This is a genomic window from Paenibacillus sp. 22594, from assembly GCF_052044425.1.
GTDB lineage: Bacteria > Bacillota > Bacilli > Paenibacillales > Paenibacillaceae > Paenibacillus_AQ.
Genome location: NZ_JBQENA010000004.1, coordinates 110543 through 122964 on the forward strand (window position 1 = coordinate 110543; position 12422 = coordinate 122964).

The 12422-nt window shown below is 49.0% G+C and carries 8 protein-coding genes; 3 read left to right on the forward strand and 5 right to left on the reverse strand.

Annotation, left to right across the window (positions count from 1 at the left end; translation table 11 throughout):
- Window positions 1–143: 143 nt before the first annotated feature.
- Entirely contained in the window at window positions 144–1124 is a 981-nt protein-coding gene (locus ACTJKB_RS14560; RefSeq protein ID WP_440834886.1) for an aldo/keto reductase, read from the forward strand.
- Window positions 1125–1337: 213 nt separating this feature from the next.
- Here the strand turns inward: ACTJKB_RS14560 and ACTJKB_RS14565 are convergent, their stop codons facing one another.
- Genes ACTJKB_RS14565 through ACTJKB_RS14580 form a run of 4 tightly spaced genes read right to left on the reverse strand, consistent with a single transcriptional unit; the run spans window position 1338 to window position 3981 of the window.
- The gene (locus tag ACTJKB_RS14565) at window positions 1338–2429 is read right to left on the reverse strand and encodes a DUF4097 family beta strand repeat-containing protein (RefSeq protein WP_440834888.1); all 1092 of its coding nucleotides are present in this window, start codon (window positions 2427–2429) and stop codon (window positions 1338–1340) included.
- A 19-nt stretch (window positions 2430–2448) separates the two neighbouring features.
- Complete coding sequence (locus ACTJKB_RS14570) at window positions 2449–2946, reverse strand: hypothetical protein (protein ID WP_440834889.1); 498 nt, start codon at window positions 2944–2946, stop codon at window positions 2449–2451.
- Window positions 2947–2986: 40 nt separating this feature from the next.
- A complete protein-coding gene (locus ACTJKB_RS14575) occupies window positions 2987–3442 on the reverse strand; it encodes an anti-sigma factor family protein (protein ID WP_440834891.1) in 456 nt (151 codons plus the stop codon).
- Entirely contained in the window at window positions 3439–3981 is a 543-nt protein-coding gene (locus ACTJKB_RS14580) for an RNA polymerase sigma factor (protein ID WP_074112340.1), read from the reverse strand. Before ACTJKB_RS14580 ends, ACTJKB_RS14575 begins: the two co-directional genes overlap by 4 nt.
- 173 nt (window positions 3982–4154) lie before the next feature.
- Between ACTJKB_RS14580 and ACTJKB_RS14585 the strand changes: the two genes are divergently transcribed.
- Both ACTJKB_RS14585 and ACTJKB_RS14590 read left to right on the forward strand, forming a co-directional pair.
- Window positions 4155–7259, forward strand: a complete 3105-nt coding sequence (locus tag ACTJKB_RS14585) for a hybrid sensor histidine kinase/response regulator (RefSeq protein ID WP_440834892.1) — start codon at window positions 4155–4157, stop codon at window positions 7257–7259.
- 19 nt (window positions 7260–7278) lie between these two features.
- Window positions 7279–8409 carry a response regulator gene (locus ACTJKB_RS14590; RefSeq protein WP_440834894.1) on the forward strand — a complete coding sequence of 377 codons (1131 nt, stop codon included), beginning with the start codon at window positions 7279–7281 and terminating at the stop codon, window positions 8407–8409.
- Between the two features lie 121 nt (window positions 8410–8530).
- Here the strand turns inward: ACTJKB_RS14590 and ACTJKB_RS14595 are convergent, their stop codons facing one another.
- Window positions 8531–12343, reverse strand: a complete 3813-nt coding sequence (locus tag ACTJKB_RS14595; protein WP_440834896.1) for a collagen binding domain-containing protein — start codon at window positions 12341–12343, stop codon at window positions 8531–8533.
- Window positions 12344–12422 lie beyond the last annotated feature (79 nt).

Consider the following 12422-nt stretch of genomic DNA (forward strand, 5'->3'; position numbering starts at 1 on the left):
CGGGCCAGCTGACTGTGCGTTAGCTATTCCCCTTCCGGCTGGGCCTGTCTGTTCATTTGCTCTTGTTTCTTAAGATGTTTACAATAAGTATGTACTTATTAACTAATCCGCTTGGCCATTACATTTAGAGGAGTTGTTGTGAGGTGCAGTACGCAAAGCTTGGCAAATCCGGTATGAAGGTAAGCCGTCTTTGTCTCGGAACGATGAATTTCGGCCCCATTACGGATGAAAAGGAAGCTTTCCGCATTATGGACGCCGCACTGGATGCGGGGGTTAACTTTTTTGATACAGCCAATGTGTATGGCTGGGGTGAGAATTCCGGACTTACCGAGACGATTATCGGACGCTGGTTCAAGCAGGGCGGCGGTCGTCGGGAAAAGGTAGTACTGGCCACCAAAGTCTATGGCGCCATGAGCGACAAGCTTGACGGCCCTAATGATGAAAGCGGTCTCTCCTCTTATATTATCCGGCGGCACCTGGAAGGCTCGCTCCAGCGTCTGCAGACCGATCACATTGAGCTGTATCAGATGCACCATGTAGACCGGAGTGTCTCGTGGGACGAGCTATGGAGCGCTTTTGAGCTCGCAGTCAGCCAGGGGAAAATCGGCTATGTCGGCTCCAGCAACTTTGCCGGCTGGGATATCGCAGTAGCCCAGCAGGAAGCCAAAGCCCGGGGATTCCTGGGGCTTGTATCGGAGCAGCATAAATACAGCCTCACCTGCCGTCTTCCGGAGCTGGAGGTTCTTCCTGCATCCCAGAACCTCGGTCTGGGGATTATCCCCTGGAGTCCGCTCGACGGGGGACTGCTGGGACGCAATGCGCTCAAGAAAATTGAGGGCAGCCGCAGCGGCGGGAACGCGGATCGGGTCGAACAGTACAAGAACCAGCTTGAGGCTTTTGCCGAACTCAGCCTTGAGCTTGGCGAACCGCAGGACAATATCGCTCTGGCCTGGCTGCTGGCGAATCCGGCAGTCACAGCACCAATCATCGGGCCGCGAACGCTGGAGCAGTTCGAAAGCGCGCTGCGCAGCCTTGAAGTCGTTCTGGACGAGTCCGTACTGAAGCGTCTGGACGAGATTTTCCCTGGCCCGGGCGGCGCAGCACCGAAGGCCTATGCCTGGTAGGACCGAATTCCATGGAGTTCAAGTCGCGCTCGCGACCGCAGGAGCAAGCGCTGGTTAACAAGCAGAAGCAATATATGGGGCGCTGATCCCTCACTTCACACCGCAAAAAAGAAGCTGTTGTGCATGGCAGTCATTCTGCCATGCACAACAGCTCTTTTTATCCGTATCCGGTCTACTTTTCCAGCACCACGAATACTTAACTTAAACTCCCAGTTATTCTGCCGTATCTACCGTCACTGATCCGTTACTCGTAGACAAGGAGACTTTGTGCGTCCCGCTCCCGAGCACAGCAGTTCCGTGACTGTTATCGTCACCATCCCATTTGACATTCCCCTTGAGTGAACCGTTGCTGGTATCTGCTGTAATTGTTGCATCGGTAACAGCCGGCAGGCCCACTACAATCTTGCCGTTGCTGGAGGAGCACTCCCATTCGCCGGTGATCGCCGAGTTAATCGTGATCTTGCCGTTGCTGCTCTTGGCGTATAGTGAACCGTCGATATTGCCAAGATTCAGAGCACCATTGGAGCTGACCAGCTTCACTTCACCCTGCACATTCTGCACAGTTAATGTCCCGTTGCTGGTGTGCGCATCTACACCGCCGGCTACATCATGAATGTCCAGTCTTCCATTACTAGTGTCCATTTCAACACCAGACTTCAAGTTTCCAGCTTCAATCGATCCGTCACTGGTTTCAACCTCTACTGCAAGATTGCTGGGAAGGTTGACATTTATATAGGGATCTTTGAGATTAAATCCAATATGAATGTTGGAGAGCCAGCCGGAATCACCTTCAAGCTTCATGGTCAAGGTGTCTCCTTCGGCTATAACTGACCACTTCTGCTCCAGTGCGCTTGACCCTTCACTTTCCGATTTCCCCGGCACTTCCAGTTTCCCCTCATAGTCAAGCGTATTTCCGTCCACACCGCTCAGCTTAACCTTACCGTGTGGCAGTTCAATCTTCACTTTTTTGATCCCTGCCTGCACATCCACTGTTCCAGTTACCGGCACAAGCTGTGTTCCTCCAAAAATCCCGCTGAGCGAGCCGTCGGCCAGCACCCTCTGGGCTCCACTTGCTGCGACCAATACCACGATCAGGACAATAGCCCAGCCGCTGACACGGGTTTTGGCATCGGACTTAATAAATATCCGGAGCAGTGTCTCCAGCCCGAACAGTATAAGTAGTGCAGGCCAGAGATAAGCAAGCGCCTGGTAAGTAACCACATCAAATTGGGCCAGTGCAATAATCCCCCCCAACATGATGCAGCCCAAGGCTGCGGTAAAACTGCCGATCTTCCATCTCGCCATCGTTCATTTCCCCATTTCTCTATACCTTTGGATTTTTCTTCAGCATTCTTAGCCCGTAGCCGATCAGAGCCAGCGACAGTAGGATGGATCCGATATTCATATCGGTGAGTAAATCCCAGAGCCCCGGAAAGGTGGTAATGATCAGCAGCAGAATGCCTGCAGCTACACAGCCGAAACCGACCCAGACCGGACTCACTTCATCGTTCGGGTAAGCCGGACTGGCAGGCATCCCCATACTCCAGGGCACCCCGTAGCTATCCGGGTGGAACATCATGCGCTCATGCTCTTCGGCGGCTATTTTCATCCAGGCTGCTTTCTGAAGGGCATCAAATAATTGATAGAACCACAGAGCAGCCAGAGCGAACGGGAATACCGTTGGCATGGAGGGGATAAAGATAATACACAATGCTGCTCCAATCATATACTCAAGCCCCAATTTTTTGAAGCCTAAATACAGATGTCCGATTCCCGGAATCATAGCCAGAAGAAAGGTGAGCCAACGTCTTTTTTTGATCATAACATATCCTCCTATTTGAATTGCTAATGTATTAAATAAATTATTTATTTGAACCGTCAGGGTTAAGCCAAGCGCTGACCGATGTGGACATATGTCCATTAATCTCAGTAATACCGTAGGCCATATCCTTGAACACACCAAGCTGCAGCAGCAGGAAGGTCAAGCCAACCGCGACCCCATAGTGTACCCAAGAGGTTTTGGGAGCAGTGCGGCGTCTTGCCATAGTTGCTCTGACCGCCCTTTCCCGGCGACCCGATTCCAGTTGTTCAATTTGTCCCATAACACCGGCAGTAATATCCGGAAAATCAAGTGTGTCGAAGGACTCTTGTCCATTCTCCATTTCATTCCACAGCGCAGACATTTCTCTTGCTTCCTCCAGCCACTGTGCGCAATCGGGACAAGACTCGATGTGCAGACGGATTCTCAGCTCCGCTTCCGGAGACAGCAAGCCTTCGATATAATGCGGCATCCATTCTTTGACTGTTGCACAATTCATCGCCATTCCTCCCCGTTTTTGCGCATCATCTGTCTGGCCCTGTACAGCTGTGACTCTACCGTTTTTACCGAAACGCCTTTTTGCTCGGCAATCTCCTGATATGAGTGTCGCTGAAAATAATACATCTGCACGACCGACCGGTACGGTTCTGTGAGATGGTTCAGATTCTCGCCCAGCTCCTCCGAAGCTTCCTTGCGGAGCAGCACATGCTCAGGCGTCTGCGATGTCACCCAATCATTCTCTGTATAATCCGCCGTACTACGGTGCTTCCATTCCCTGTCATTGGCCCGTTTCCAGTCCAGACAGGTCCGGTAAGCAATCCGGTATAGCCATGTGGAGAATGAGGATTGCCCTCTGAAGGAAGGGAGTGCCTTGTAGGCTTTGATAAAGACTTCCTGGGCCATATCCTTGGCCGACTCGGCTTCTCCTGTAATCTTGATACATACCCGATACACCATGCCTTGATAACGCGACACCAAATGCCCAAATGCCTGATGCTGCCCGTCTAGCACGGCTGATATCCATTCTGCCTCTTCCAAGTCGTTCTCCCCTCCTTCAGCTTCATAATATTAGACGCCGGGCCTCTGACTACCCCTGCAACTTATTTTATTTTTTTAATCCCGGTAATTTCAAATCCTCTATTCTATATCCTACAACAAGAATACTCTTTTTTTGAAGGGATACCCCTGAGTTTGTCGAACTATGTAACACTATGACAAAGAAAAAACTTATTGTGGTAATCGTACTTTTCCTGATAGGACTTACCGGCTTGCGTTTCCTGTGGATCGGCATTCATCCCCTCCCGGTCCCGCTTAAGGCGTTACAGGGTGTACTGGATTTGCGCGGCACCCCGTTCTCGGACGACAAAATTTACAGTTTGGGTGGCGAGTGGGAACTCTACCCCGGTACACTGCTTGCTCCCGCCAGCCGTACCCATACAGTTATTTCTCCGGAGACTAAACGCAGCTACATTCACGTTCCAGGCAGTTGGAAAAAAGCGATGAAGCATGACCATGGAGCTTACAGCTATGGCACTTATCGCCTGAAGATTCTGACGGAGCAGCCGGAGCAGCGGATTGGGATGATTTTCCCCAAAATAAATTCTTCCTCAGTCCTTTATGTAAACGGCAAGACAGAAGGGCACTCAGGCTTCCCTGCTGAAAAGGCACAAGAATACACAGCCCGGGCTGTTCCTTATCCAGTATTTTTCAACACAGTCGATGGTGAAGCTGAACTGGTATTGCAGGTGGCCGACTTTGACACAGACTCAGGGGGGATTCTGCGGCCGGTCTTGTTCGGAAACGATCAGACCATACATAAGGAGCGCTTGCTTACCATCGGAATGGAGCTTGCGGTCTGCATTGTGCTGCTGCTTCACGCCGCTTATGCCGTTATTTTGTACATGATCATCCCGCGTCAAAAGGTATTGTTGTATTTTTCATTGATGGTGACCTTTGCAACAGTCAGCATTTTGTCGGATGACGACAGATTGTTAATGCTCTGGCTGCCAATCAGCAACGGATGGTCGCTCAAGCTATTGCGGCTGGCTTATTTAGGAACGTTTTTTTTCATGCTTCATCTGGCCAGACAGCTGCTATTTCCGAATGAGCGTTTAAAGTGGCTGCGGGTGTTGACCATTATTACCTCTTTCTACGCAGGTTTGTTGATTACCGTTCCCAGCAGCAGTGTTCTCTTTTCGGTACTGAGCCATCAATACGGACATCTGCTACTAGCTCTGGCTATAGGCATTTTTATCATCATCTACAAATCCTTTATACGAAATGAGGACGGGACGATTTTCCTGCTCCTGGCCATAACCAGTATCATCAGCAGCACCATATGGGGTTCAGTCAAAAACAATACCGAGTTAGGGCTCAGTTTCTATCCTTTTGATCTGATTTTTGCCTTTCTGGCTTTTGCCACGTTCTGGTTCCGCCGCTTCTTCTGGAATGCGGAGCATACAGCCAAGCTGGCCGTAAGCCTCCAGCGGTCAATCAAGCAAAAGGATGACTTTCTGGCCAATACCTCGCATGAGCTGCAAAATCCGCTTCACGGCATTATAAATATAGCTGAAGCGGTGCTGTCCAGCGAAAAGAGCACGCTGCATAAGCAGAATGCCGAGGATTTGAAACTTCTTATCACCGTCGGCCGCCGCATGTCCCTGCTGCTCAACGATCTGCTCGATCTGTCACAGCTTCGCGAGAGCAATATCCAATTGAAGCTTGAAAGCCTCCACATTCAATCTGCGGCTTCCGGAGTACTGGACATGCTTCGTTTTATGACTGGGGACAAACCCATAGAGCTTAAGATGGATATTCCGCCAAACTTTCCCAATGTAATTGGAGATGAGAAAAGAATTATTCAAATTCTGTTCAATCTTCTGCAAAATGCCGTTAAATATACAGAGAAGGGCACTGTCAGCGTGTATGCGGATATTCACCAGCAAACTGCCCGTATTCATATTATGGACACTGGAATCGGAATGGATCAGGAAACACAGCGCAGAGTGTTTGATCCCTATGAGCAGGGTGATTCCAGTATGACCGCCATGGGCGGGGGTATCGGTCTTGGACTCAGCATCTGCAAAGAGCTTGTTCAGCTGCACGGGGGAAGCTTGAGCGTAGTCTCAAGCCCACATGAAGGCTCGGTCTTCACCTTTACTCTGCAATTGGCCGATGAGCCGGAAGGGACGATTGTTAATAACGATGTCTTCCTTCCCGAGGCTGGAGAAGCAGCGCCGGTTCCATATGCCCAGGTTCAGGATCAAAGCAAAGGTCGTTCTGATAGAATGTCCAAGTCCAGAGTTCTCGCGGTAGATGATGATCCTGTCAATCTAAAGATACTCACCGCTCTTCTCGCCGATGATTATGAAGTCAAAACGGTTACCACCGGACAGGGAGCATTGCAGCTGCTGGATGAGGAGTCATGGGATCTGGTTATTTCGGATGTAATGATGCCTGTGATGTCTGGATATGAGCTTACCCGGCGGATACGTGAACGTTTCTTAGTCACAGAATTGCCGGTTCTGCTTCTTACAGCCCGCAACCAGCCGCAGGATATCTATACCGGGTTCGTCTCTGGAGCTAATGACTATGTAAGCAAACCGGTAAATGCCATGGAACTGCGGATGAGGGTTCGTTTTTTATCTGAAATGAAACAATCCGTCTCCAGGCAGCTCCGCGTAGAGGCCGCTTATCTGCAGGCGCAAATTCAGCCGCATTTTCTATTCAATACCTTAAATTCCATTTCAGCGCTGGCCTCCTTTGATACAGGAAGAATGAGTGAATTAATTGATGCGTTCAGCTCCTACCTGCGGTTAAGCTTTAACTTTCTTAATGCCGAACCGCTAGTCCCGTTTGAACGTGAGCTGGAGCTGGTCGAGGCTTATCTCTATATCGAAAAGGAACGCTTTGAGAACCGTCTGGAAATCGCCTGGTCACTGGAGCCGGATCTCCATTTCCTGCTTCCTCCGCTAACGATTCAACCTCTCGTTGAGAATGCGGTCAGACACGGAATTTTGAATCGTGCCAAAGGCGGCCGGGTAGAGATCTCCGTCAGACAGCTTGGAGAGGGCGCTGAAGTTACCATTGCCGACAACGGCATTGGGATAAGTGCAGAACTTCTAGCCGAGTTGCTTACCGGGCCCCCTGAACCTGAACGGGGAATCGGGCTGCAGAACACCCACAAACGGCTGATGCGAATGTATGGCCGTGGACTGACTATCGAAAGCACAGTCCTTAAGGGTACTGTAGTCAGCTTCATTATTCCTTTCAGCAAGTCGGAAGCTTCTCCGGGAGCAAAGCCAAAGAATACTTAATGAGGTGGTGGAATCCGTTATGATTCAAGCCCTGCTGGTAGATGATGAACGGCTGGCGCTTATGAAATTGCAGCTGATGCTGGAAGAACTGGGCACAGTTACGGTTACCGGTGCTTTTACAGACACGGCAGAAGCCCTCAGTACCGCACCAAGCCTAGACCCAGATGTAATCTTTCTTGATATAGAAATGCCGGAAATGAACGGTATGCAGGTAGCCGAGCTTATGCAAAATCTTTGTCCCAAGGCAAGCATTGTGTTTGTAACCGCCTATAATAATTATGCTGTAGATGCTTTTGAGCTGAATGCCCTTGATTACGTGCTTAAGCCTGTGCGGCGTGACCGTTTGCAAAAGACGGTGCAGCGCCTGGAATCAGCCAAAGCTCAACTAGTGCTGGAAGATCCAGCCAAGATTATGCTCCGCTGTATGCAGTCGATCCGCTTTGAGCTTAGCGGGCAGCCGTTACAGAGCATTCGCTGGCGAACCTTAAAGGCCCAAGAAGTATTCGCCTATTTATTCCATAACCGAAACCGCTTTATCAGCAAGGATTATCTGATCGAATGGCTATGGCCGGAATTGGATTATAAAAAGGCCTCCACTCTTCTCTACACCACTATTTATCAGGTGCGGCAATGCCTGAAGCAGGCGGGTATTGAGCTCCAGATCAACAGTGCCAATGAAGGCTATGTACTCGAAACAGGAGGTCTGCTGATTGATACTGTAGAATGGGAGAAGAGTATTCTGTCACTGCCTGTAATTAACGAAAAGAATTATACGGAGCATCAACAGTTATTAGATTTCTACACCGGTGATTATTTAGGGGATTATGGCTATGTATGGGCCGAAAGCGAGCGTCAGAGGCTACGCACCATCTGGCTGCATCATGCCACCGGCCTGGCTGAATTTTTTGTCAGCAACGGTAAGCTTTCTGCAGCCGTTACGACCTATCAGCGGATTGTTCTGCTCCAGCCCTATTTCGAGCAAGCCCATCTGGACCTCATGAAAGTCTATGACAGCATGGGTGAGCGAAAAGCGGTAGAACAGCAATACAACATGCTGTGCGACTTGCTGAACCGTGAACTGAACATTGAGCTGCCGCCCCATATCATAGGCTGGTACGAGAACTGGAAGCATATTAATCTCAGCATATAACACCTCTTTTTCCTATATTCATTTTGTTAATATACAACACCAAAAACACCCGGAAGCTCCGGGTGTTTTTGGTGTAATTTTGCAACCTATTCTCTCAATCAGCGGCCGTTTACTATTTCTCTTATTTAATGTGTGTCTTGAATCTTCTGGCGAGAAGAACTCCCAGTACAATCAGAGCTCCACCTGTCAGATAAAGCGGAAGCGGACTGTTCTCTCCGGTCTGCGGAAGCTTTCCGGGCAGTGCGTCATCAGGTTTACCCGCTGTATTGGTTACTGTACCTTTTGGTACATCATCGATCCCTACCTCAATGACAACTTCTTCTTCATTGCCGTCTTTATCAGTTACTACAATCGTAAATTTATCTTTTCCAATATAGCCGGAATCCGGTGTATAGGTCCATTTACCGTCCGGAGTTATAGTAACAGTACCATGATCCGGCTCGTCTCCAATGCTTGGAATGCCGCCCAGCGGAATCTCTCCTTCAATTGGAACATCAACAATTGTAGTAGCCTGAGTGGCTTGTGGAGCAGCAGGCGTGCTGCTTACCACAGGCTGGCCCGGTGTGGCTGCTGGTGTTGCCGATGCCTGCACAGGCGTGGCAGACGGTACAGGTGTGGCAGAAGCCGTAGGCGTTGCTGTAACAATGACTCCAGGTATCGTAGAAACCGCAGGTGTCGGCAGCGAAGTCGGTGATTCCGCAGGCGTTGCTGTTGGCATTGCCGTAGCTGTCGCTGTTGGTGATGCTGTAGCCGTTGCTGTTGCTGTTGCTGTTGCTGTTGCTGTTGGTGTTGCTGTTGGTGTTGCTGTTGGCGTTGCTGTTGCTGTCGGTGTCGGTGTTGGTGTTGCTGTCGGTGTTGGCGTTGGCGTTGCTGTCGGTGTCGGTGTTGCCGTAGGCGTAGGCGTTGGCGTTGCTGTTGGTGATGCTGTTGGTGTTGCTATCGGTGTTGCCGTAGGCGTCGCTGTCTTATTGTCAGTCACCGTCATCGTTGTTTCTGTTGTTGAATTGAAGATTACAGCAAACTTAGTCGGATTGAGATCGTACCCGGCTGGAGCGGCAACCTCCTGAAGTACATAGGTTCCGGGCCACAGATTATTAAAGGCAACGGCTCCGCTCGAATTTGTCGTCAGCTGATTAAAGAGTACTTCCGTCGAACCTGATTTGCGGTACAGGGCAAAGGTTGCCCCGCTCAGAAGCGCCTGATCCGCCGCATCTTTTTTTAGAACATTCAATGTCTTACGGGTTCCTGTTCCCACTGCGTCTGCGCTTGATAGAGCTACTGTTATCTCATTGCTGCTTTGTTTGGTGATTGTGGTCGAGTTGTTGCCGCTGAGCCGCACACTATTGGATACTTTATCATTGTTGTTGGCCACAATCAGTGATTCATATTCAAGAATATAGGCCTTCTCAATATCTGTTTTGAACGTAAGCACAAATTGCTGTTTTCCGGTATTCTCATCCGTGCGGATGACCAGCTCATAATCTGTTCCGTGCACCAGCGGTGTTGTCACTTTAGTAATATCGCCGCTTGCATTAACGGTTGTCGGGTACAGCTTGAACGAATCCGGCAGCAGGATCTGATTGTCACTTGGATCATCCGTAAGTACTGCATCTTCGATGTAGGACTGGCTGTTGTTGATATTAATAGTCCATTTTATATTGGTATTGCTCTGCATACCGCTCTTGGCCACATATTCTCCAGCCTTAGGAATCGTCAGTGAAGCGGTCAAATCCTTGGATTCAGCCGTTGTGCCACTGTACAGATTGGCGGTATTGGCAATGGTAGGTGACTCAACTAGTTTTCCCTGAAGGCTTGTTTTGAAAATGATGTAGTAGGCCAAATTAATATTATTCTTGAATTCTACCTGCAGTAGCTTGCTGCTCTCTGTATAGGTCACGGTGTAATCATCCCCCAGCACAAGCTTCGTACCTTTGGAGGGGTCGCCGTTTTTGGCAACACTCAGATTATAGACCTCCACTGAACCCGGCACATATTGCTGATTACTCTGCAGTACATCCGTTACACGAGCATTTGCCAGCGGATTGCGGTTGTAGTTAACACCTAAGGTCCAAGTGATTTCCTTACTTACCGCATTGTACGCACCGCTTTTGAAGCCGTTCGCTTTTTCCGATGCATTTGGATCAAAAGCTGCAGTTACCGTCTTAGTCTTTACTGTTGTGGAACCAGGATCTTTCCAGTCCACTGTAGCCTTATTCTCGAACTTGGCTGCTGTACTTAACCAGTTGTAGCTAAGCCAGTTGTTATCAAAATACGTATCGTAAGTAATCGTATACGGTCCTGTAATCTGTGAGCTGAATACCACGTCAAATCCGGCAGAATCATTCAGGTTCTGAATGGTATAGCCTGTGGTAGTCGCAGACGACCCTTTTTTGACCACAATCGAGCCGGGTACCATTTTTAGACCTTTGTACGTGAATACATCCTTAAGCACCACCTCGTTCATCGGATAGCTGTCAGCATTTAAGGTTACAGACCATGAGACGGTTTTAGTAAGGTAGTTGTAATCCGCTACTTTTTTGCTGATGATTACCTGACCGATGTCCCGGGTGCCTGTTACAGTGGTAGTTCCGGAAGTAGCCGAATTAGTGATTGTTGTATTATCTTCTACACGTTTGATGGCTCTAGTCTGATATTTAATTTTGTAAGCGCTGCTGATATCACTGGTAAATTTAAGTTCAAATCCGTTTTGCCCACTGACCGGGACCGAAGGTGCGCTCATTGTATAATTGGTAGCTTCAGTGGTTCCTACCGTACCGCTTGAACTGGTCAGGAAATTAACCGGGAACACTTGCAGGGAACCAGGCACCAGCTCTTGCGTGTTGTTAAAGTAATCCTTCAGAACAGCATTTGCCTGGGCAAGCTGCATCTCATTATAGTTGTAATCAATCTCCCAGTCCGTCACCTGTGTTGCCGAATTATAATCAGTAGACGACTTCTTTATAAAAGTGCCCTGCGATACGTTCACAGTCGCTGATGCTGTAGCCGCTGCCTGGTTTGAACCGCTAAAGACTGCACTATTCGTAAAGCTCGTTTTGGCAGCATCAGTTATGTCCGTAGTAAATTGGATACGGTATGCTCCTGTGATCGTTGAATCTTTAAAAGCAACATTCAACTTGCCGGCAGGTGTTGTAACAGCATATTTTGAAGCGTTGAGCTCTGCTCCCTGCGTTACGGAACCATCCAGCTTCACATTAAGGTTATATACCTTGACGTCCAGCGGATCCACCAGCGCCAGGCCGGCAGGAATCGTATCGGTAACCGTCGCTCCTTGGACACCCGACAGCACTTTGTTCACGTCCACAGTCCATATAATCTGCTTGGCGTTCAGGTTATCCTTGTTGGAGCCGGTTGAGACTCCGCTCTTGGCGATAGTAGAGGTGACATCCGGAATAAACGTTAGCGTTACCGTCTGGTTGCCCCCGTTGATCGGGAAGACTATCTGCTGGACAGTCGTTTCCGTAAATTTGGTTTTATCGAATTTCGTGCTAATGGTAAAGGAGCCGTGTACACCGAAGTAACTTTCAATGTCATCGTTAAAGGTCATAATAACTTTGTTTGGACTGCCCTTCAGGACATTAATATGACCTAGCTGAACGCCGTCAAACATCAGGGGGATTCCGCTAATGTCACTTGCAAGCATAAACTTGTCAGGCATCTCAAAGCTATATGTATCACCACCCTTATAGGTTGAATCCGGAAGCTCCCAATTATAGGTAAGCTTAACTTCAGCACCCTGCTTATAGACAACGTCTGTTACCGGAACCCCGTTGTCATACACGGACATCGTTACACTGGTGATAATATTGTCGGTGATTTCCGCTGCGCTGACCTTTGTGTTGAAGCCATAACTGTATGCCCCTTGTATGAAAATGATAAGCAAACTAAGTATGACCGCCATTCTTTTTTTATTCATTGCCAGTTGTCTCCTTTTTTCTCCCCGAGTAATAGATCAGCCTTAACTGTAATCTTCACGAATGAACAATTTCTGAACA